The following is a 20,205-nucleotide window of genomic DNA, read 5'->3' on the forward strand; positions in this document are numbered from 1 at the left end:
AAAAGCTGTTAGCTTTAGCCCACGTTCGCTCAAGCATCGTGGCAACGGAGGGTGCGCGTGGGATCTCTGCTGGTCGTGCTCGCCATCGTGCTGTTCATCGCGTCCATCGTGGTGCTCGTCATCGCTTTGCGCCGCCCCAAGCGGCCGGACGAGCGCGCCGGGCGGCCGGACCCGCTCGCGTCGGACGCGATGCCGCAGTTCGGGCCGCGCCAACTGGGCCCCGGCGCCATCGTCAGCTACGGCGGCACCGACTACATCGTGCGCGGGTCGGTCACCTTCCGCGAGGGACCGTTCGTCTGGTGGGAACACCTGCTCGAGGGCGGCGACCAGCCGATCTGGTTCAGCGTCGAGGAGGACGACGGACGGCTGGAACTGGCGATGTGGATCACCCGCAAGGACGTCCCGCTGCGGCCCGGCGACCCGTACGTCGTCGACGGCGCGATGTTTCACGAGACCGAACGCGGCCGCGCCTCGTACACGACCGAAGGCACCACCGGGCTGCCGGCCGGCGGCGAGATGGAATTCGTCGACTGCACCAACGAGGACGAGACGGTCCTGCTCTCCTTCGAGCGCTGGGCCCCGGACATGCCCTGGGAGGTGTCGACGGGCAAGGCCGTGTCGCCCGGCGAACTCACCGTGTACGCGGCGCCCCCGCCCAGCCCCGCCTAGCGCGCGCGAGGTCAGGCCGGTGCCCCTTCATCAGCTCGCCGTAACCCCGGCGGACGTGTCCGGGCAGCGGCTGGGACTCGCGCTCAACGCGCCGGTCCCCGCGCCGCTGGCCACCTGCCGCCTGGACCATCCCTGCGGCGCCGGGGCGCTGCTGCTCGGGGTGCTCGGCGCGTCGCACGTCGTCGCGGTCGAGCACGCCGCGGGCCGGTTCTCCGAGGAAATCTCTTGCACGGCACGCAATCTCGGGGCCGACCTGCCCGAGCGCACCGACGCGCCCGGCTACCGCCTGCAATCGCGCACCGGCGTCCGCGACGAGGCGGACTTCCGCCGCCTCGCCCACGACCTGCGCGGCCGCTGCGCCCGCCAGGAGGGGTGGCTCGGCGGCACGTTCCCGGGCGACGACGCCGCGCTGACCGTGCTGGCCGCCGAGCCCGACGGCGCCGGATGGCGTTGGCGGACATGGCATCTGTACCCGGGGCGTCCCGCCGGCTCCGGCGGGACCGTGGTTCACACGGCGAGCCGGTGGCAACCGTGAGCCGGACCCGCCTGTTCGTGATCTCCGGCCTGCTGGCGGCCGGCGCCCTGGTGTGCCTGGTCACCGGAATCATCCTGCTGCAGAAGAACATCGCGTCGTACGTGGCGGGCCACTATCACGAGTACGCCCACGACGTGAACGGCAGGCGCTACCAGTGCAGCGGGTCGCCACGGCAGGCGGCCGACACGCTCGCCGCGTACGCGCACCCCGAGGCGCGCGCCGACAACGGCAACACCGAATACCTGCGTTACGCCAACAACATCGTGATCGTCGGCCCCGACGGGACCTACCCGTGCAGCATCCGCGTCGAGTCGCTGAGCGCCGGCTACAGCCACGGCGCGTTCATCTTCCTCGGTCCCGGATTCACCCCCGGCTCCCCGTCGGGCGGTTCCGGAGGCAGCCCCGGCGGCCCGGGCGGAACCAAGTGATGGCACCAGCGCAAAGGAGACAACCATGTACCTCGCCGTCGAGATCGGAACCGTCGACCTCAATCCCGTCCTGAAGGGCGCGGTCGCGACGATCCTGTACTTCGTCGTCGGCATGGCCGTCCTGCTCGTCGGGTTCTACGTGGTCGACGTGCTGACCCCGGGAAAGCTGCGCCACCTGGTGTTCATCGACCGCCGCCCCAACGCCGTGATCGTCGCGGGCGCGATGTACATCGCGCTGACCGTCGTCATCATCACCGCGATCGCCAACAGCTACAGCCAGCTGGGCCAGGGGCTCCTCGGCGTGGCGGTGTACGGGTTGATGGGGGTGATCCTGCTCGGGATAGCGCTGCTGACAATGCATCTGCTGATCCCGGGGAGTTTCCACGAGCACATCGACGAGCAGGTGCTGCATCCCGGCTCGTTCGCGGTGGCGCTGATACTGCTCGCCGTGGGAGGGGTGACCGCCGCGGCGGTGTCATGAGCTCCGTCGACGTGGCCATGCCGTCGCCGGTATCGGGGCGGTGGCGGGCGCTGCTGTTGGCCGCCGTGGCGGCGTGCGCGGCCTGCGGCATCATCTACGAACTCGCGCTGCTGACGCTGTCGGCCAGCCTCGACGGCGGCGGCATCGTCGCCACCTCGCTGATCGTCGCGGGCTACATCGCCGCGCTGGGCGTGGGCGCCCTACTGGTCAAGCCCCTGCTGGCGCACGCGGCGATCACCTTCATCGCCGTGGAGGCGGCCCTCGGCGTCATCGGCGGGCTGTCCGCGGCGGCGCTGTACATGGTGTTCGCGTTCCTGGACGGCTCCGTCGGGTCGACGTGGGTGCTGGCCGTGAGCACGGCCCTGATCGGCGGCCTGGTCGGTGCCGAGGTGCCGCTGTTGATGACGCTGCTGCAGAGCGGGCGGGTGACGGGCGCCGCCGACGCCGGACGCACCCTCGCCAACCTCAACGCCGCCGACTACCTCGGCGCGCTGCTGGGCGGGCTGGTCTGGCCGTTCCTGCTGCTGCCACAGCTGGGGATGATCCGCGGCGCGGCGGCCACCGGCATGATCAACCTGGCGGCGGCGGCCGTCGTCGCGCTTTTCCTGCTGCGCCACGTGGTTTCGACGCGCCAGCTGCTGCTGGCGCTGTGCGCGCTGGCCGCCGCGCTGGGGCTGCTCGCCACCCTGCTGCTGCGTTCGGCCGACGTCGAAACCACAAGCCGGCAACGGCTTTACGCCGATCCGATCGTCGCCTACCGGCACACGCCCTACCAGGAGATCGTGGTGACCCGGCGCGGCAACGACACCCGCCTGTACCTCGACGGCGGGCTGCAATTCTCCACCCGGGACGAATACCGCTACACCGAAAGCCTGGTGTACCCGGCCGTCGGGAAAGGCGCGCGTTCGGTGCTGGTGCTCGGCGGGGGCGACGGCCTGGTGGCTCGCGAGTTGCTGCGCCAGCCAGGCGTTTCCAAGATCGTGCAGGTCGAGCTCGACCCCGCGGTGATCGACATCGCGCGCACCACGCTGCGTGGCGCCAACGACGGTTCGTTGGACAACCCGCGGGTGGCGGTGGTGACGCAGGACGCGATGAACTGGTTGCGCGGACCCGACGTCGACCGGTTCGATGCGATCATCGTCGACCTTCCCGATCCCGACACACCCGTGCTGGGCCGGCTGTATTCGGCCGAGTTCTATGCGCTGGCCGCGCGGGCGCTGGCGCCCGGCGGGCTGATGGCGGTGCAGGCGGGCAGCCCCTTTTCCACGCCGACGGCCTACTGGCGCACGGTGTCGACGATCCGGGCGGCGGGCTACGCGGTCACGCCGTATCACGTGCACGTGCCGACGTTCGGCGATTGGGGATTCGCCCTGGCGCAGCGCGCCGATACCGCGCCCACGCCGACGGTGCCGCCCGACGCTCCCCCGCTGCGTTTCCTCAACCAGCAGGTGCTTCAGGCCGCGTGCGTGTTCTCCGGCGACGTCGCGCCGCGGCCCGTGGAGCCGTCGACCCTGGACAACCCGCGCATCGTCGAGGACATGCGGCACGGGTACGACTAGATCCCCTGCGTAATCCCTAGCGCCGAGCGTGCAGTGAGGGCGAAAAATCGGCCGGGCCGAAATCTCGCCCTGAGTGCACGCTCGGCGAGGCGAAGGAGGCGAATTACTCCTGGTCGAGGGCGGCGAGCACCTCGTCGGACAGGTCCACGTTGGTCCACACGTTCTGCACGTCGTCGCTGTCCTCCAGCGCGTCGACCAGCTTGAACACCTTGCGCGCGCCCTCGACGTCGACCGGCACGCTGACCGACGGCTGGAAGCTCGCCTCGGCGGACTCGTAGTCGATGCCGGCGTCCTGCAGCGCGGTGCGCACCGCGACCAGGTCGGTCGGCTCGGAGATGATCTCGAAGCTTTCGCCGAGGTCGTTGACGTCCTCGGCGCCGGCGTCGAGCACCGCCGTCAGCACGTCGTCCTCGGTCAGGCCGTTCTTCTCCAGCGTGACGACGCCCTTGCGGGTGAACAGGTAGGACACCGACCCGGGGTCGGCCATGTTGCCGCCGTTGCGGGTGACGGCCACCCGGACCTCGCCCGCCGCCCGGTTGCGGTTGTCGGTCAGGCATTCGATCAGGACGGCGACGCCGTTGGGCCCGTAGCCCTCGTACATGATCGTCTGGTAGTCGGCGCCACCGGCTTCCTCGCCCGCGCCGCGCTTGCGGGCCCGCTCGATGTTGTCGTTGGGCACCGAGGTCTTCTTCGCCTTCTGGATGGCGTCATACAGCGTCGGGTTGCCGGCGGGGTCACCGCCGCCGGTGCGGGCGGCGACCTCGATGTTCTTGATCAGCCGGGCGAATTCCTTGCCGCGGCGCGCGTCTTTGACGGCCTTTTGGTGCTTGGTGGTGGCCCACTTGGAATGGCCGCTCATCGGTGTCTCTTACCTCTTCTATGTCTGGAAAGTTCGCCAGTCGAGTCTACGTGGACGTCTGCGGCCGACTACCGGGCGCTTCACTCCGGTCGCAGGGTGCCCGCAGTCCCGACTTCCGGCGAGAGTGTGCGCTGAGGGCTTTGGCTGTGCGGTGACGGCGTTGAGTGTGCGCTGGCGGCGGCGACCCGCCCGGGGAGCGCCGCCTGGACGCACACTGAAAACCCGGACTGCACACCGAACGCCCTGCCGGCCTCGACCGTCAGCCGGTCACCATGTCGACGAACATGTGGTGGATGCGCCGGTCGCCGGTCACCTCGGGGTGAAACGCCGTCGCCAGCTTGCGGCCCTGGCGCACCGCGACGACGTGACCGGCGGCGCTGGCCAGCACCTCCACGCCGTCACCGACGCGCTCGACCCACGGCGCGCGGATGAACACCGCCCGCACCGGGTCGTCGAGGCCCGCGAAGTCGATGTCCCCTTCGAACGAGTCGACCTGTCGTCCAAAGGCGTTGCGCCGCACGGTCATATCGATCGCGCGCAGGGGCAGCGCCTCCCTCCCGCCCGCTCCGGCGTCGAGGATCTCGCTGGCCAGCAGGATCATCCCGGCGCACGCGCCGTAGGCGGGCAGCCCGTCGGCCAGCAGCCCGCGCAACGGCTCCAGCAGGCCGAGGTCTCCCAGCAGGTGGCTCATGGTCGTCGATTCCCCACCGGGGATGACCAGCCCGTCGACCGCCTCCAGCTCACCGCGCCGGCGCACGGGCATCGACTCGGCCCCGGCTTCGCGCAGGGCCGCCAGGTGCTCGCGGGTATCGCCCTGCAGCGCGAGGACCCCGATCCGGGGGACGCTCACTGGTGATATCCACGCTTGAAGCGGGTCAGCCCCTCCTGCATGACCGCCGCGACCATCTCGCCGGATTGGGTGAAGATCTTGCCCTGGCACAGCGCGCGGCCGCCGTTGGCCGACGGGGAGGACTGGTCATACAGCAGCCACTCGTCGGCCCGGAACGCCCGCATGAACCACATCGCGTGGTCCAGCGACGCCACCTGCAGGTGCTCGCGCACGTCGAGGTGGGTGACCTGCGCCGAGCCCAGCAGCGTCAGGTCGCTCATGTAGGCCAGCGCGCAGATGTGCAGCACCGGGTCGTCGGGCAGCGGGTCTCGGTGGCGGAACCAGACCTGCTGCTGGGCGGCCTTGCCCGGCGTGAGCTGCAGGCGCTCGCGCGGCACGATGCACACGTCCCACTCCGCGAACTGCTTGAACCCGGCGTCGTCGAACACCTTGACCGAGTCCAGCCCCGGCAGGCCGTCTGGCGGCGGCGCTTGCGGCATGGGGTCCTGGTGGTGGATGCCTTCCTGGTCGGTCTGGAAGGACGCGCCCATGCTGAAGATGATCTCGCCGTGCTGAATGGCGTTGACGCGCCGGGTCGCGAACGAGCCGCCGTCGCGGGTGCGCTCCACGATGAACACCGTGCGCTCCTTGGCGTCCCCGGGCCGCAGGAAGTAGCCGTGCAGCGAGTGGACCTGGTAGCGCGGGTCGACGGTGCGCACCGCCGACACCAGCGACTGCCCGGCCACATGTCCGCCGAACGTGCGCTGCAGGAATCCCGATTCCGGGCTGAAGATGCTGCCCCGGTAGATGTTGACCTCGAGCTGCTCGAGATCAAGGATCTCTTCGATCGCCACGGACTACTTTTACCAGCCGCGTTCGGCCAGCCGGTGGGGCTGCGCGATCTGCTCGACGTTGATGCCGACCATCGCCTCCCCCAGCCCACGCGAGACCTTGGCCAGCACGTCGGGATCGTCGTAGAACGTGGTGGCCTTGACGATGGCCGCCGCGCGCTGGGCGGGGTCGCCGGACTTGAAGATGCCCGAGCCCACGAAGACGCCCTCGGCGCCGAGCTGCATCATCATCGCCGCGTCGGCGGGGGTGGCGATGCCGCCGGCGGTGAACATGGTGACCGGCAGCTTGCCCGCCCGGGCCACCTCGACGACGAGTTCGTAGGGCGCCTGCAATTCCTTTGCGGCGACGTACAGTTCGTCCTCGGACAGCGACGTCAGGCGGCGGATCTCGCCGCCGATCGTCCGCATGTGCGTGGTCGCGTTGGAGACGTCCCCGGTGCCTGCTTCGCCCTTGGAGCGGATCATGGCGGCACCCTCGTTGATGCGTCGCAAAGCCTCGCCGAGGTTGGTGGCGCCGCACACGAACGGCACGGTGAACTTCCACTTGTCGATGTGGTGGGTGTAGTCGGCGGGGGTGAGCACCTCCGACTCGTCTACGTAATCCACCCCGAGGCTCTGCAGGATCTGCGCCTCGACGAAGTGCCCGATGCGCGCCTTGGCCATGACCGGGATGGTCACCGCCGAGATGATGCCCTCGATCATGTCCGGGTCGCTCATCCGCGACACCCCGCCCTGGGCGCGGATGTCGGCGGGCACTCGCTCCAGCGCCATCACGGCGACGGCGCCGGCGCCCTCGGCGATCTTGGCCTGCTCGGGGGTGACGACGTCCATGATGACGCCGCCCTTGAGCATCTCGGCCATGCCGCGCTTGACGCGTGCGGTTCCGGTTCGCCCGTTGCCGTCCGGTGGGTGGGCGCTAGTCACTGCTTGATCTCCTTCAACCGTTGTCGACCCAGTCTAATGAGGCGCTTTGGCCCGCGTTGACCGACGGAGTCAGCGGATCGACAGCAGCGGGCCGGGGGCGCGGCCGCCGGCGAGCGCGGCCGCGTCGGTGAGCAGTCCGGATAGTTGCATGGGGTACACCGTCTCCCCCGCGGCGACGAGCTGGGCGATGTCGGCAGCATCACACCAGCGGTGGCCGTGGATGTAGCTGCGTTCCAGTTCGGTGCGGCCCGTGCGCGACGGCTCGAACCGGCGGGTGCGGTAGACGAAGTAGAACTCCTCGCTGTCGATCAGCGAGCCGTTGAACTCGAAGACCTGGTCGCGCCGCCACACGGGCCCGACCATGTCGGCGGGCGCGACCCGCAGGCCGGTTTCTTCGGCGAGCTCTCGCGCGGCCGCCTCGGCCAGCCGCTCCCCCTGCTGCACTTCGCCTCCCACGGTGAACCACCACTTCGGGGCGGGCTCGCCCAGCGCCGGATCCGACCCGCGCAGCAGCAGCACCGCCCCGCTCTCGTCGAGCAGCACGACGCGGGCCGAGGTGCGGTGGTTGAGCACGCCGTGATCGCCGTGGGCCAACGCGTGCGGCCGCTCCACGATCTCGAAATAGCTGGGCAGCCCGGCGGTCCCGCCCAGGTGGAACAGCCGCACCAGGGGCCGCTCGGCCAGCGCCAGCGTGTCGCGCACCGCGTCGTTGTGGAAGCGGCGGGCCAGCAGCACCCGGGCCTCGGCGTCGGCCAGCTCGGCGATCAACCCGGCCGGCAGGGACGCCGGGTTGACGGCGGCCAGCGCGGCCGACAGCTCGTTTTCGCACGTCTCCCGCGCGGGCCGGGGCGCGCCCTCGGCGGCGTCGGCCAGCGCCGCCAACCGCCGGCCCTCGGATGCGCCGCCGTAGGCGTCGATTGCCACGGCGCGCGCCACCACCGCGCGGCGCGCCAGCGCGCCGTCGAGCGCCTGCCACGACAGGTCGTAGCGGACGTGCAACCGGTCCAGCCGGTTGGCCGTCCGGTACGCCCAGGCGCCGAAGACGCCCAGCACCGCGACCAACACCGCGATGGCGACGATCAGCCATGTCATCAACCGGCCACCTCAACCTTGGCGCCTGTCGCGGCGACCGTCTCGTAAACCCTCAGGATCTGGCTGGCCACCACCGACCAGTCGTAGCGCTGGACGGCGGCCGAACCGGCCGCCACGTAGCGTTCGGCCAGCCCATCATCCTCCAGCACCGCGACCAGCGCATCGGCGAGCGCGGCGCCGTCGCCGACGGGCACCAGGCGGCCCACGTCCCCGCCGGCCAGCACGCGCCGGAAGGCGTCGAGGTCGCTGGCCACCACCGGAGTCCCGGCGGCCATGGCCTCGACCAAGACGATGCCGAAGCTTTCCCCGCCGAGGTTGGGTGCGCAGTAGACGTCGGCGCTGCGCATGGCCGACGCCTTGCCGGCATCGTCGACCTGGCCGAGGAAGCGAATGTTGTTCACGAATTCGCCTGCCTGCGCGCGTAATTCGTCTTCGTCACCGCGTCCGACGATGAGCAGCTGCACGTCCGCGAACCGCTCAACCAGCCGCGGCAGCGCGTCGAGCAACACCCCCACGCCCTTGCGCGGCTCGTCGTAGCGCCCGAGGAACAGCACCGTCTTGCCGGGCCGCGGGTAACCGTCCAGCAGCGGCGCGGTGGCGAACGAGCCGACGTCGACGCCGTTGGGGATCTCCACCGCGTCGGTTCCCAGCGCCTCCATCTGCCAGCGCCGCGCCAGGTCGGAGACCGCGATCCGGCCGACGATCTTTTCGTGCATCGGGCGCAGGATGCCCTGAAAGACCGTCAGCGTCAGCGATTTGGTGGTCGACGTGTGAAACGTCGCCACGATCGGACCCTCGGCGATGTTGAGCGCCAGCATGGACAGGCTCGGCGCGTTGGGCTCGTGCAGGTGCAGCACGTCGAAATCGCCTTCGGCGAGCCACTTTTTGACCCTGCGGTGGGTGGCCGGGCCGAACCGCAGCCGGGCCACCGACCCGTTGTAGGGAATCGGGACGGCCTTGCCCGCCGAGACGACGTAGTCGGGCAACACGGCGTGCGGCGAGGCCGGCGCGAGCACGCTGACGTCATGCCCGCGGGCCCGCACCACCTCGGCAAGCTGCAGGACGTGCGACTGCACCCCGCCCGGAACGTCGAACGAGTAGGGACAGATCATCCCGATGCGCATCAGGCGTCCCTTAGCCGGGCCTGCTTGTTCTCGGAGAGGTCGGCCAGCCACTGCGGCTGCATCATGTGCCAATCCTCGGGGCGGGCGGCAATGTTCTTCTCGAAGTGATCGGCCAACAGCTGGGTGATCGCGCCGACGTCGCCGCCGGTGCAGTCCAGCGCCGGGTGGATGGCGACGCCCCAGCCCTGGCCCTCGAACCAGCAGTGGGCCGCTAGCAGGGCCGCCCCCGTCGCGATCGCGAGCTTCGCCGGCCCGGCCGGCATCCGGGTGGGTTCGCCGAAGAAGTCGACCTGCACGCCGGTGCGGGTGAGGTCGCGCTCGGCCATCAGGCACACCACCCGGTTGTCCCGCAGCCGGTCGCACAACACGTCGAAGGGTGGCCGCTCGCCCCCGGACAAGGGCAGCACCTCGAAGCCGAGGCCTTCGCGGTAGGCGATGAACCGCCGGTAGAGCGACTCGGGTTTGAGTCGCTCCGCGACGGTGGTGAAGGTGCCGTGTGTCTGCGCCAGCCACACCCCTGCCATGTCCCAATTGCCGCTGTGCGGCAACGCGATCACTGCGCCGCGGCCGCCGGACAGTGCCGCTTCGATATGGTCGCGGCCCTGAACAGAGTCGTGCAGCTGGCGGCCGACCGCGGCGAGGTCCATGCCCGGCAGGCGGAACGCCTCGCGCCAATAACGGGCGTAGGAGGCCACGGACGCCCGCATCAGTGAATCCGGAACGTCTGAGGGCGGCACCCGCAAGACGCGGGCCAGGTTCTTGCGCAACTGATCTGGGCCGCCGCCGCGGGCCGCGTAGCGCGCCGCGGCGCCAAATGCGTTGCGCGCGGCGAACTCCGGCATCGCCCGCACGGCCAACCAGCCTGACGCGTACGCCCAGTCGGCCCCGACGCCGCTCAACCGGCCCGCGACGCGGCTCGCCAGGCGGCTCGGTGCCGTGATCGCGTTCATGCCCGGCGGAGTGGGAATCACGGCGCGACCGATCCGCGGTCGGTCGCACCCGGCGAGGTGCGCACCGTGCGCAACCGCTGCGCGCAGGTGACCAGGCTGGCCGCCGCCAACAGCCACATCGCCACCGGCAACGCGGGCGGCCACGCGACGAACGGAAAGTCCGAGATGCCGGCGCCGACCAGCACGATGATCAGCCGCTCGGGCCGTTCGATGATGCCGCCGTCGCCGCGCAGGCCGCTGGCCTCGGCCCGGGCCTTGATGTAGGAGATCACCTGCGAGGTGACCAGGCAGATCAGGGTGGCCGCCGCCAGCAGCTTGTCGTGCAGTCCGAAGGCGATCCACCACAGCAGCCCGCAGAACACCGCACCGTCGCTGACGCGGTCACAGGTGGCGTCCAGCACCGCGCCGAACCGGGTGCCGCCGCCTTGTTCCCGCGCCATCGCCCCGTCGAGCATGTCGAAGAGGACGAAGAACCAGACCACCAGCGTGCCGATGAACAGCTTGCCAATCGGGAAGAAGATCAGCGCCCCCGCCACGGCCACGACGGTGCCCAGGATCGTGACGACGTCGGGGGTCAAACCCAACCGCAGGCACGCTTTCGCGGTCGGAGTGGTCAGCCGCGCGAACGCCGCCCGGGACAGGAACGGCACCTTACTCATGATCGCGTTGCGCTCATCGCTGCTTCGTCCACTCCGTCGCCAGCAACTGGCGGGTTTCGCGCAGCAACTGCGGGATCACCTTCGACCCGCCGATGATGGTGATGAAGTTGGCGTCGCCGCCCCAGCGCGGGACGACGTGCACGTGCAGGTGCTCGGCCAGCGACCCGCCGGCCGAGGTCCCCAGGTTGAGGCCGACGTTGAAACCATGCGGCCGCGACACGTTCTTGATGACGCGAATCGCCTTCTGGATGAAGGACATCAGCTCCGCGCTCTCCGGATCGGTGAGGTCCTCCAGCTCCGAGACGCGCCGGTAGGGCACCACCATCAGGTGCCCGGGGTTGTACGGGTAGAGGTTGAGCACGGCGTAGACGAGTTCACCGCGCGCGACGACTAGGCCGTCTTCGTCGGTCAGCTGCGGGATGTCGGTGAACGGCTGCTCGGTTTTGCCGTTGTCGCGCTTCATCGGCGCCTCGGCCAGATAGGTCATCCGGTACGGCGTCCACAACCGCTGCAGATGATCTTCCTCGCCGACGCCCCGGTCGAGGATGGTGTCGTCGGTGCGCGGCTCGGCGCGTTCGCGCTCACTCACCGGCCGCCACCTTCACGAGTTCGGCGGTGGGAGCGGCATTCTCGCGATCGGCGATCCACTTCACGATGGCGTCGACCGCGCCGTCGCGGGGCACGCCGTTGATCTGGGTGCGGTCACCGAAGCGGAAACTGACCGCGCCCGCCGCAACGTCACGGTCGCCGGCGAGCAACATGAACGGCACCCGCTGGTTGGTGTGGTTGACGATCTTCTTGGCCATCCGGTCGTCGCTGGCGTCGACGTCGACCCGAACCCCGTGCGAACGCAGTTGCGCCGCAACGTCGTTCAGATAGTCGACGTGGTCGTCGGCCACCGGGATGCCGACCACCTGCACCGGCGCCAGCCACGCCGGGAAGGCGCCGGCGTAGTGCTCGGTCAGGATGCCGAAGAACCGCTCGATGGACCCGAACAGCGCGCGGTGGATCATCACCGGCCGCTGCCGGCTGCCGTCGGCGGCGGTGTACTCCAGCTCGAACCGCTCCGGGAAGTTGAAGTCCACCTGGATGGTCGACATCTGCCAACTGCGCCCCAGGGCGTCGCGGGCCTGCACGGAGATCTTGGGTCCGTAGAACGCCGCGCCGCCCGGGTCGGGCACCAGCTGCAGGCCGGATTCGGCGGCCACATCGGCCAGGGCTTTGGTGGATTCCTCCCACATGGCATCGGAGCCCACGAACTTCTCCGGGTCCTTGGTGGACAGCTCCAGATAAAAGTCCTCCAGCCCGTAATCGCCGAGCAGCTCGAGGATGAACCGCAGGAGCGACGCCAGCTCGGCGTGCAGCTGCTCGCGGGCACAGAAGATGTGCGCGTCGTCCATGGTGAAACCGCGCGCCCGGGTCAACCCGTGCACCACGCCGGACTTCTCGTAGCGGTAAACGGTGCCGAATTCGAAGAGCCGCAAGGGAAGTTCGCGATACGAGCGCCCGCGCGACCGGAAGATCAACGTGTGCATCGGGCAGTTCATCGGCTTGAGGTAATAGTCCTGCCCCGGCTTGCGCACGGTCCCGTCGTCGTCGTATTCGGCGTCGAGATGCATCGGCGGGTACATGCCTTCGGCGTACCAGTCCAGATGGCCAGACGTGTGGAACAGGTCCGCCTTGGTGATGTGCGGGGTGTTGACGAACTCGTAGCCGGCGGCGATGTGCTTGCGCCGCGAGTACTCTTCCAGCTCCCGGCGCACGATGCCGCCCTTGGGATGGAAAACGGCCAAGCCGGAACCGATTTCGTCGGGAAAGCTGAACAGGTCGAGCTCGGTGCCCAGCTTGCGGTGATCGCGGCGCTGGGCCTCCTCGATCAGCGTCAGGTGGCGCTCCAGCGCTTCCTGCGACTCCCAGGCCGTGCCGTAGATCCGTTGCAGGCTGGCGTTGTTCTGGTCGCCGCGCCAGTAGGCCGCCGAGCTGCGGGTCAGCTTGAACGCGGGGATGTGCCTGGTGGTCGGGATGTGCGGTCCCCGGCACAGGTCGCCCCAAACCCGTTCGCGGGTACGGGGATTGAGGTTGTCGTAGGCCGTGAGCTCATCGCCCCCGACCTCCATCACCGAAGGATCACCGGACTTGTCGTCGACGAGTTCGAGCTTGTAGGGCTCCCCCGCCAGCTCGGCGCGCGCCTGGTCCTTGGACTCGTAGACCCGGCGCTCGAACAGCTGGCCCTCTTTGACGATCTGGCGCATCCGCTTCTCCAGCGCCGCCAGATCCTCGGGCGTGAACGGCTCCGGTACGTCGAAGTCGTAGTAGAAGCCGTCGGCGATCGGCGGGCCAATGCCCAGCTTGGCTTGCGGGAACAGCTCCTGGACGGCCTGGGCCAACACGTGCGCGGCCGAGTGCCGGATCACGCTGCGGCCGTCGTCGGTGTTGGCCGCCACCGGGATCACCTCGGCGTCGGCGGCGGGCGCCCAGCTGAGGTCGCGCAGCTTCCCCTCCGCGTCGCGCACCACCACGACGCCGTCGGGCGCCCCGCGGCCCGGCAGCCCCGCATCCCGCACCGCGGCGGCCGCGGTGGTCCCGGCAGGCACCCGGATCGGGGCTTGCGGGTCACCGCCGTCGGCTCCCGAGGCGGCGTGTGCGGGGACGGTCATTGTGGCGGTCTCCAAGGCTCGATGGGTCGACGACCATGCTATCGGGGCGGTTCGGCGCCGAGCAGGGCCGTCGAGCAGCCGCCCACAAGTCCGGCAAGATGGACCCGATGGGGGCGCAGACCGGTTTGACGCTGCTGCTCGGCGCCGTCGCGGTCATCGTGCTGGTCAACTGGATCAGCGAGCGCACCGGGCTGCCCAGCGCGCCGCTGCTGGTTCTCGTCGGCATCGGCTATGCGCTGGTGCCGGGGCCGAATATCAGCCTCGAGCCCGACGTCGTGATGACCTGCATCCTGCCGCCGCTGCTCTTCAACGCGGCGCTGGAGTCGTCGCTGGTCGGTATCCGCCGCAATCTGCGCACGGTCATCAGCCTGTCGGTGGTCCTCGTCCTGTTGACCGCGGCGTCGGTCGGCATCGCGTTCGGGCTGCTCGTCAGCGGTGCGACGCTCGCGGTGGGCATGGTGCTGGGCGCCGCGGTCGCGCCGACCGACCCGGTGGCCGCGCTGGCCGTGGCCCGCAAGGAAGGCCTCCCGCTCAACATCGTCACCCTGATCGAGGGCGAGGGGCTGCTCAACGACGCGACCGCCCTGACCACGCTGTCGGTGGCCATCACGGTGGCGCGCGGCGCCGCGTTCTCCGTGCCGTCGGCGATCCGGGAGTTCGCGCTGGCGGCCCTGGGCGGCCTGGCGGTGGGAATGGTGTTCGCCTACTTCCGGCGGCTGCTGCGCCGGTGGAGGCACGACGTGCTGACGGCCAACGCGATCTCGCTCGCCACCCCGTTCGTGACCTACCTGGTGGCCGAGGAGCTGTCCGCCTCCGGTGTCCTGGCGGTCGTGGTGTGCGGGTTGATCGTCGGCCACGACTCGCCCCGGCTCGAATCGGGGGCGAGCCGATTGCAGACGCGGGCCGTCTGGCGGCTGGTCAACTTTCTACTCGAGGGCCTGGTGTTCTTGCTGATCGGCCATCAGCTGCCGGCCATCCTCGACGACTTGGGCGGCTACGACCTGTCGACGATCATCGTGGCGGTCTCCGTCACCGTCGCCGTGGTTCTCGTGGTGCGGCCGCTGTGGTTGCTGCTCACCCAGTCGCTTCCCCGGCCGCTGCGCACCCGGCTCGGCAACGTCTCGGGTTCCGCCGACGCCGCCGACGCCGACGACGCAAACGACGCAGCCGACGCCGACGACGCCAACGATGCCGACGAACCCGACGGACGCGGCGACCCCGACACCGGGCGCCGGCCCAACCGCACCTCCGAGCGCCTCAGCGGCCGTGAAGTCTTGGTGCTGAGCTGGGCCGGCACCCGCGGGGTGGTCAGCCTCGCGGCGATTTTCGCGGTGCCGTTCGTGACCGACAGCCGCGCGCCGTTTCCCGACCGGGACCTGCTGCTGTTCTGCACCCTGGTCGTCGTGCTGGTGACGCTGATCGGACAGGGCATCACGTTCGGCCCGCTGGTGCGCGCCCTAGGCCTGCGCGCGGATGCCACCGACGAACTGCGGCTGCGCAACCGGGCTCGCGCCGCCGCCGTGCAGGCCGCGCTGGACAGGCTCGACTCGCTGGATCAACAGGACGACATGGATGTGGACCCTAGGGTGATCGACGGTGTGCGCCAACAGTTGTCGGCACGGCTCGAGCGGTATCAGCACCGGCTCGATCTGTTGTCGGACGCCGCCGAGGCGCCCGCCGCTCCCCGCTACGAGGCCGCGGTCGCCATCCGCCGCGTCGCCATCGACGCCCAGCGCGACGAGCTGGTGCGCTGGCGGGACGCGGGCATGCTGCCCGACCAGAGCCTGCGCGCGATTGAACGCGAACTCGACCACGAAGAGAGCACGCTGCCGATGCGAACGCGCCGAGCCCGCCGGCGCACGCAAAGAACTTGATTTTCAACCTGTTTGGTGCGGCCTAGGATCGCCCCAGCCAGGCCAGCGCCGCGACCGTCAACGCCTGGGTGCCGGTGTCGAGCGTGGGCTGGATGACGGGGGCGAACCGCGGGGAATGGTTGACGGGTATGTCCTCGGCGACGCGGCCCGCCGAGTCGGCGTCGCGATAGGCGTCGGGGTCGATTCCGCCGATGCCCCAATAGCTGTAGGGGGCGTCGAGCGCGCGGGGAATGTCGCTGAAGTCCTCGCTCGCGGTCTGCGGCGCGAGCTCGCAGGCCCGGTCGCCGAAGAAATCGTCGAACGCGGCACGCACCCGCGCGGTGACCGTGGGATCGTTGTCGGTGGCCGGAAAATGGTCCACCAGTTCGAATTCGGGCTCCTTCGGGGATCCGGACGCCTGGCACTCGGCGGTGACGATGCGCCGGATCGCAGCGAGCATTCTGGCGCGGGTCGGTTCGTTGTAGGTGCGCAGGTTCAGTTCCAGCACGGCGCGGTCGCCGATCACGTTGCTCTTGGTGCCGGCCTCGATCCTGCCGATCGTCAACACCGCGGCCTCGGCGGGTGCGATCTCGCGCGAAACAACGGTCTGCAACCGGATCACGATCATGGCGGCCAGCACGACGGGGTCGACGGACGATTGCGGCATCGAGCCGTGCCCACCGCGCCCGTAGACGGTGATCCGCATGCTGTCGGCGGTCGTCAGGACCGGCCCGGACCGCGTCGCCACCTGGCCCGCCGGGATCGGCAGGACGTGCTGGGCCAGGGCGACGTCAATGCGTCCGACCAACGTCGCCAGCCCGTCGTCGACCATGCGCCGCGCGCCGTCGCCGACCTCCTCGGCGGGCTGGAACAGCGCGACCACGGTGCCGCGCCACTGCGCTCGCGCGCCGGCGAGCAGCGCGGCCGCGCCGAGCAGACAGGTCACATGGACGTCGTGCCCGCAGGCGTGCATCACCGGCCGTTCGTGGCCGGCCGCGTCGGCGTCGGTCACGACGCTGGCGTACGGGAGCCCGGTGTCTTCGGCCACCGGCAGCGCGTCCATGTCGGCGCGCAGCAGCACGGCGGGACCTTCGCCGTTGCGCAGGATCCCGACGACGCCGGTGCCGCCGACGCCCTCGTGGACGTCGTAGCCGAACTCGCGCAGCCGTTGCGCGGCGGCCGCCGCGGTCTGGTGTTCTCGGTGCGACAGTTCCGGATGCCGGTGCAGGTCGCGATACAGGTCCTCCTGCCAGCCGCGGACGTCAGCCAGGCCGGCGAGCACCGCCGAGCCACTGTTCATCGTTTCGGCCCTCCTTGTTGCGGCGACGCTTCATGAAACCCCTTGCGGGCGAACGACTCTCAGGGCTGGCCGGGTTTGAGCCGCACGAACAGCGCGTCGGCCTCGGTCAGCAGGCGCTCGCCGTCGGTCAACCGGCCCGAGACGAAGATCTTGCGCCCGTCCACCCGGTCGACGCCGGCGTCGAACTGCAGTTCCTTGTCGATCGGGACGATGTTGCGGTAGTCGATCTTGAGGTAGGCGGTGCGCTGGCGGCGGCTGCCGGTGAGCAGCACCGCCGTCAGACCCAGCACGGTGTCGAAGAGCATCCCCAGCGACCCGCCGTGCACGGCGCCGTTGCGCCCGAGGTGGAACCGGGCGAATCGGGCCTCGCCATGGACGCGGCCGTCTGCGCCTTTGCGGGCCGCCATCGGGATGGTCAGGATGTTGCCGCGCATCGGCAGGTCCATCCGGCGGCCCGACGGGGAGGCCCACTCGTCGGCGTCGTACGGCGCCAGCAACGCCGACACCTTCTCCAGCAGGTCGGCCGCCTCGGTGATCACCTCGTCGGGGGCGTCGGCGGCGCGCGCGTGATCCTGCAACGCACGCACGGCGTCGATGAACCTGCCGTAGTCGGGCCCGCCCTTGGTGGTGGGTTCGGGCGGGTTGAATCCTCCGCCGGGGTGTCGCTGATGTTCGGCCACCACCACACCGTATTGCCCGACGGGCGCGCGCATTCGCGTGGTGGCTACCCGGTCTGCTGGGCCCCGGCGGCCGACAGGGTCTCGAACTCGTCGTCTGACAGCGTGATCTCGGCCGCGGCGACGTTCTCCTCCAGGTGCGCCACCTTCGACGTCCCCGGAATCGGCAGCATCACCGGTGACCGCTTCAGCAACCACGCCAGCGCCAGCTGTGACGGCGTCGCGTCGTGCTCGGCGGCGATGCGCTGCAGCGGCCCGTCGGGGGCGGCCAGCGGTCCGGCGGCCAGCGGGAACCAGGGGATGAAACCGATGCCCTGTTCGGTCACCGCGTCCAGCAGCGGCTCGGCGTCGCGGGCCGACAGGTTGTACATGTTCTGCACCGACACGATCTCGGTGATCTTTTGCGCCGCGCCGAGCTGGTCGACGTTGATCTCGGACAGGCCGATGTGGCGGATCTTGCCCTCGTTCTTCAGGGTCAGCAGCTCGCCGACCTGGTCCTCGAGCGGGAAGTTCTTGTCGATGCGGTGCAGCTGGAACAGGTCGATGGTGTCCACGCCCAGCCGGCGCAGGCTCAGCTCGCATTCCTGGCGCAGATAACTGGGGTTGCCCAACGGGATCCAGATGTCCGGCCCGGTGCGCAGCAGCCCCGCCTTGGTCGCGATCACCAGGCCGTCGTAGGGATGCAGCGCCTCGTGGATGATCTCCTCGGAGAAGTACGGGCCGTAGGAGTCGGCGGTGTCGATGAAGTTCACCCCGAGCTCGACGGCGCGCCGCAGCACCCGGACGCATTCGTCGCGGTCGTCGGGCGGGCCCCAAACGCCCTTCGCGGTCAGGCGCATCGCCCCGAAGCCGAGTCGGTTGATGGTCAGATCTCCGCCGAGGGTGAACGTTCCCGACGCCCCGGCAACGGTTTTCGAGTTTAGTGCGGTCACATCTTCAGACCGTACTCGCAAAACACCGCCGCGCATCGTGACGTGGCAAGCTGAACGCGTGGACCTACGAGCGCTCGAGGAACTTCCGCTGACCTATCGGGAAGTGGGTGCGACCCAGGATTTTCAGCAGGCCGGTGACCTGCCCGCGGGATACGACCATCAACACGCCGAGCGCCAAATCGGCACGGGCCGGCAGCGTTTCGAGCAGGCCGCCGACGCCGTGCTGAGCTGGGGCATGCAGCGCGGCTCGGGGCTGCGCGTGCAGGCCAGCTCGGAGATCGCCGTCGTCGACGCGGTGGTGGTGGTGCGGATGGGTTTTCTGCCGGCGCCCTGCCGCGTCGTGTACGTCGTCGACGAACCCGACATTCGCGGCTTCGGCTACGGCACCCTGCCGGGCCACCCGGAATCCGGCGAGGAGCGTTTCGTGGTGCGCTACGACCCGATCACCTCCGCGGTCCACGCGGAGGTGTCGGCGTTCTCCCGTCCGGCGACCTGGTGGAGCAAGGCCGGCGGCCCGGTGGTGCGGGTAGCGCAGCGGCTCATCGCCAAGCGCTACCTGAGGGCCGTCTGACCCGCGGCTACCGGGCCGCGATGCTGCCGCTGTGCACGCCCTGCGCCAGCCGGCCCAGCGCGATGGCGCCCACGAACAACCCGAAGTCGCGCAGCGCGACGTCGTAGAACCCGGGCACGGTGACCAGGTCGATGATGATCCCGGCGAGCCAGGCCGCGACGACCCAGGCGCCCAGCCGTGGGGCCACCGCCACCACCACCCCGGCCACGATCTCGATGATCCCGACCAGGTACATGCACTGATCGGCCGTTCCGGGTACCAGGTCGTCGATCCAGCCGGCCAGATACATGCTCCAGTGATGCGGGTGGGTCAGCAGGTTGAAGAACTTGTCCAACCCGAACACGATCGGCGCGATCGTGAACACGGTGCGAAGCGCTAGGTAGGCCGAATAGGCCGGGTCCCGTAGCTGCTCGGCGAGGGTGGGCCTCGCGCTGACTTGATTGGTGCTCATCGGGTGCCTCCATTTCTAACGGATAATAAATCGAACGGTAGAACGTGTAGACTGTAGCGTCAAGCATTTTGTCTGTTAGAAACGGCGCGAAAATGGACGACGGGAAGCACCTGCAGCGCGACGCCGCCGGCATCGGGGCGCTCGCCGATCCGGTGCGCCACCGCCTGTATCAGTTCGTGTGCGACCAGCCCGCGCCCGTGAGCCGCGACCAGGCGGCCGACGCCGTCGGGATCCCCCACCACCAGGCCAAGTTCCACCTGGACCGGCTCACCGCCGAGGGCCTGCTGGAAACCGGTTTCGCGCGCGTGACCGGGCGCTCGGGCCCCGGCGCCGGGCGTACCGCCAAGCTGTATCGCCGGGCGGGCCGCGACATCGCGGTCAGCCTTCCGCAGCGGGAGTACGAGCTGGCGGGCCGCTTGATGGCGACGGCGATCGCCCGGTCGGCGGGCACCGGCGAACCGGTCACCAGCGTCCTGAACCGGGTGGCCCACGACTACGGTCGTGCGATCGGGGCGCGGTCCGGCAAGCGACCGCCCGCCGACGCCGCGGGCGCGCTTCGGCGCGCGGTGGAGCTGCTGAGCCGGCACGGCTACGAGCCCCGATACGGCGACGGCGGGGTCGAGCTCGCCAACTGCCCGTTCCACGCCCTGGCACAGGAGCAGACGGAGCTGGCCTGCACCATGAACCACGCGCTGATCAGCGGTGTGGCCGATGCACTGGCGCCACACGGCCCGAACGCCCGGCTCTGCCCCGGGCCCGACCGGTGCTGCGTCGTGCTGGCGCCCGGCCGCGCGTAGGCCGCGA

The 20,205-nt window shown here is 70.0% G+C and carries 22 protein-coding genes; 8 read left to right on the forward strand and 14 right to left on the reverse strand.

Features of this window, described 5'->3' with window-relative positions; translation table 11 throughout:
* Positions 1 to 57: 57 nt before the first annotated feature.
* Genes W7U_RS12230 through W7U_RS12250 form a run of 5 tightly spaced genes read left to right on the forward strand, consistent with a single transcriptional unit; the run spans position 58 to position 3,672 of the window.
* Entirely contained in the window at positions 58 to 669 is a 612-nt protein-coding gene (locus tag W7U_RS12230) for a DUF4178 domain-containing protein (RefSeq protein ID WP_008258321.1), read from the forward strand.
* 19 nt (positions 670 to 688) lie between these two features.
* Entirely contained in the window at positions 689 to 1,204 is a 516-nt protein-coding gene (locus W7U_RS12235) for a DUF2617 family protein (protein WP_008258322.1), read from the forward strand.
* A complete protein-coding gene (locus W7U_RS12240; protein WP_008258323.1) occupies positions 1,201 to 1,632 on the forward strand; it encodes a DUF4247 domain-containing protein in 432 nt (143 codons plus the stop codon). The genes W7U_RS12235 and W7U_RS12240 overlap by 4 nt, the downstream gene beginning before the upstream one ends.
* Before the next feature lie 25 nt (positions 1,633 to 1,657).
* Entirely contained in the window at positions 1,658 to 2,113 is a 456-nt protein-coding gene (locus W7U_RS12245) for a DUF350 domain-containing protein (protein ID WP_008258324.1), read from the forward strand.
* Positions 2,110 to 3,672, forward strand: a complete 1,563-nt coding sequence (locus W7U_RS12250; protein ID WP_008258325.1) for a polyamine aminopropyltransferase — start codon at positions 2,110 to 2,112, stop codon at positions 3,670 to 3,672. The genes W7U_RS12245 and W7U_RS12250 overlap by 4 nt, the downstream gene beginning before the upstream one ends.
* Positions 3,673 to 3,775: 103 nt before the next feature.
* On the opposite strand, the gene W7U_RS12255 is transcribed toward W7U_RS12250, so the two are convergent.
* From W7U_RS12255 to thrS, 10 genes are all read right to left on the reverse strand, one after another.
* Positions 3,776 to 4,531: a YebC/PmpR family DNA-binding transcriptional regulator gene (locus W7U_RS12255; RefSeq protein WP_008258326.1), complete on the reverse strand. Its 756-nt coding sequence runs from the start codon at positions 4,529 to 4,531 to the stop codon at positions 3,776 to 3,778.
* 259 nt (positions 4,532 to 4,790) lie between these two features.
* On the reverse strand, positions 4,791 to 5,381 hold the full coding sequence (gene pdxT, locus W7U_RS12260; protein WP_008258327.1) for a pyridoxal 5'-phosphate synthase glutaminase subunit PdxT: 591 nt from the start codon (positions 5,379 to 5,381) through the stop codon (positions 4,791 to 4,793).
* Positions 5,378 to 6,214, reverse strand: coding sequence for an acyl-CoA thioesterase II (gene tesB, locus W7U_RS12265; protein ID WP_008258328.1), 837 nt, complete (start codon positions 6,212 to 6,214; stop codon positions 5,378 to 5,380). Before tesB ends, pdxT begins: the two co-directional genes overlap by 4 nt.
* Before the next feature lie 9 nt (positions 6,215 to 6,223).
* Positions 6,224 to 7,135 (reverse strand): pyridoxal 5'-phosphate synthase lyase subunit PdxS, encoded by a 912-nt coding sequence (gene pdxS / locus W7U_RS12270; RefSeq protein ID WP_008258329.1) that lies wholly within the window; start codon positions 7,133 to 7,135, stop codon positions 6,224 to 6,226.
* Between the two features lie 69 nt (positions 7,136 to 7,204).
* On the reverse strand, positions 7,205 to 8,227 hold the full coding sequence (locus tag W7U_RS12275) for an NUDIX domain-containing protein (RefSeq protein ID WP_008258330.1): 1,023 nt from the start codon (positions 8,225 to 8,227) through the stop codon (positions 7,205 to 7,207).
* A complete protein-coding gene (locus W7U_RS12280) occupies positions 8,227 to 9,351 on the reverse strand; it encodes a glycosyltransferase (RefSeq protein ID WP_008258331.1) in 1,125 nt (374 codons plus the stop codon). Before W7U_RS12280 ends, W7U_RS12275 begins: the two co-directional genes overlap by 1 nt.
* Positions 9,351 to 10,301, reverse strand: coding sequence for a phosphatidylinositol mannoside acyltransferase (locus W7U_RS12285; protein WP_008258332.1), 951 nt, complete (start codon positions 10,299 to 10,301; stop codon positions 9,351 to 9,353). The genes W7U_RS12280 and W7U_RS12285 overlap by 1 nt, the downstream gene beginning before the upstream one ends.
* A gap of 17 nt (positions 10,302 to 10,318) precedes the next feature.
* A complete protein-coding gene (gene pgsA / locus W7U_RS12290) occupies positions 10,319 to 10,960 on the reverse strand; it encodes a phosphatidylinositol phosphate synthase (protein WP_008258333.1) in 642 nt (213 codons plus the stop codon).
* Between the two features lie 13 nt (positions 10,961 to 10,973).
* Positions 10,974 to 11,549 (reverse strand): HIT domain-containing protein, encoded by a 576-nt coding sequence (locus W7U_RS12295; protein WP_008258334.1) that lies wholly within the window; start codon positions 11,547 to 11,549, stop codon positions 10,974 to 10,976.
* On the reverse strand, positions 11,542 to 13,617 hold the full coding sequence (thrS, locus tag W7U_RS12300) for a threonine--tRNA ligase (protein WP_008258335.1): 2,076 nt from the start codon (positions 13,615 to 13,617) through the stop codon (positions 11,542 to 11,544). Before thrS ends, W7U_RS12295 begins: the two co-directional genes overlap by 8 nt.
* Positions 13,618 to 13,715: 98 nt before the next feature.
* Between thrS and W7U_RS12305 the strand changes: the two genes are divergently transcribed.
* A complete protein-coding gene (locus W7U_RS12305; protein WP_170320600.1) occupies positions 13,716 to 15,491 on the forward strand; it encodes a cation:proton antiporter in 1,776 nt (591 codons plus the stop codon).
* A gap of 22 nt (positions 15,492 to 15,513) precedes the next feature.
* Here the strand turns inward: W7U_RS12305 and W7U_RS12310 are convergent, their stop codons facing one another.
* From W7U_RS12310 to W7U_RS12320, 3 genes are read right to left on the reverse strand one after another with little or no spacing between them, the layout of a single operon-like run.
* A complete protein-coding gene (locus W7U_RS12310; protein ID WP_008258337.1) occupies positions 15,514 to 16,770 on the reverse strand; it encodes an amidohydrolase in 1,257 nt (418 codons plus the stop codon).
* 59 nt (positions 16,771 to 16,829) lie between these two features.
* The gene (locus tag W7U_RS12315; protein ID WP_008258338.1) at positions 16,830 to 17,483 is read right to left on the reverse strand and encodes a PaaI family thioesterase; all 654 of its coding nucleotides are present in this window, start codon (positions 17,481 to 17,483) and stop codon (positions 16,830 to 16,832) included.
* An 11-nt stretch (positions 17,484 to 17,494) separates the two neighbouring features.
* Positions 17,495 to 18,415: an aldo/keto reductase gene (locus W7U_RS12320; RefSeq protein WP_051070685.1), complete on the reverse strand. Its 921-nt coding sequence runs from the start codon at positions 18,413 to 18,415 to the stop codon at positions 17,495 to 17,497.
* Between the two features lie 22 nt (positions 18,416 to 18,437).
* On the opposite strand from W7U_RS12320, the gene W7U_RS12325 reads away from it, so the two are divergent.
* A complete protein-coding gene (locus W7U_RS12325; protein ID WP_008258340.1) occupies positions 18,438 to 18,950 on the forward strand; it encodes a DUF1990 domain-containing protein in 513 nt (170 codons plus the stop codon).
* Positions 18,951 to 18,957: 7 nt separating this feature from the next.
* Here W7U_RS12325 and W7U_RS12330 read toward each other — a convergent pair whose 3' ends face one another.
* Positions 18,958 to 19,401, reverse strand: coding sequence for a DoxX family membrane protein (locus tag W7U_RS12330; protein WP_008258341.1), 444 nt, complete (start codon positions 19,399 to 19,401; stop codon positions 18,958 to 18,960).
* Positions 19,402 to 19,493: 92 nt separating this feature from the next.
* Between W7U_RS12330 and W7U_RS12335 the strand changes: the two genes are divergently transcribed.
* Positions 19,494 to 20,198, forward strand: coding sequence for a helix-turn-helix domain-containing protein (locus tag W7U_RS12335; RefSeq protein WP_008258342.1), 705 nt, complete (start codon positions 19,494 to 19,496; stop codon positions 20,196 to 20,198).
* Positions 20,199 to 20,205 lie beyond the last annotated feature (7 nt).

The organism is Mycobacterium sp. H4Y, from assembly GCF_000364405.1.
GTDB lineage: Bacteria > Actinomycetota > Actinomycetes > Mycobacteriales > Mycobacteriaceae > Mycobacterium > Mycobacterium intracellulare.

Coding starts and splice junctions, on each gene's coding strand:
- W7U_RS12245 (WP_008258324.1), top strand. CDS start 1,658: ATGTACCTCGCCGTCGAGATCGGAACCGTCGACCTCAATCCCGTCCTG.
- W7U_RS12250 (WP_008258325.1), top strand. CDS start 2,110: ATGAGCTCCGTCGACGTGGCCATGCCGTCGCCGGTATCGGGGCGGTGG.
- W7U_RS12255 (WP_008258326.1), bottom strand. CDS start 4,531: ATGAGCGGCCATTCCAAGTGGGCCACCACCAAGCACCAAAAGGCCGTC.
- W7U_RS12275 (WP_008258330.1), bottom strand. CDS start 8,227: ATGACATGGCTGATCGTCGCCATCGCGGTGTTGGTCGCGGTGCTGGGC.
- W7U_RS12280 (WP_008258331.1), bottom strand. CDS start 9,351: ATGCGCATCGGGATGATCTGTCCCTACTCGTTCGACGTTCCGGGCGGG.
- W7U_RS12285 (WP_008258332.1), bottom strand. CDS start 10,301: ATGAACGCGATCACGGCACCGAGCCGCCTGGCGAGCCGCGTCGCGGGC.
- pgsA (WP_008258333.1), bottom strand. CDS start 10,960: ATGAGTAAGGTGCCGTTCCTGTCCCGGGCGGCGTTCGCGCGGCTGACC.
- thrS (WP_008258335.1), bottom strand. CDS start 13,617: ATGACCGTCCCCGCACACGCCGCCTCGGGAGCCGACGGCGGTGACCCG.
- W7U_RS12305 (WP_170320600.1), top strand. CDS start 13,716: ATGGACCCGATGGGGGCGCAGACCGGTTTGACGCTGCTGCTCGGCGCC.
- W7U_RS12310 (WP_008258337.1), bottom strand. CDS start 16,770: ATGAACAGTGGCTCGGCGGTGCTCGCCGGCCTGGCTGACGTCCGCGGC.
- W7U_RS12315 (WP_008258338.1), bottom strand. CDS start 17,483: ATGCGCGCGCCCGTCGGGCAATACGGTGTGGTGGTGGCCGAACATCAG.
- W7U_RS12320 (WP_051070685.1), bottom strand. CDS start 18,415: ATGCGCGGCGGTGTTTTGCGAGTACGGTCTGAAGATGTGACCGCACTA.
- W7U_RS12330 (WP_008258341.1), bottom strand. CDS start 19,401: ATGAGCACCAATCAAGTCAGCGCGAGGCCCACCCTCGCCGAGCAGCTA.
- W7U_RS12335 (WP_008258342.1), top strand. CDS start 19,494: ATGGACGACGGGAAGCACCTGCAGCGCGACGCCGCCGGCATCGGGGCG.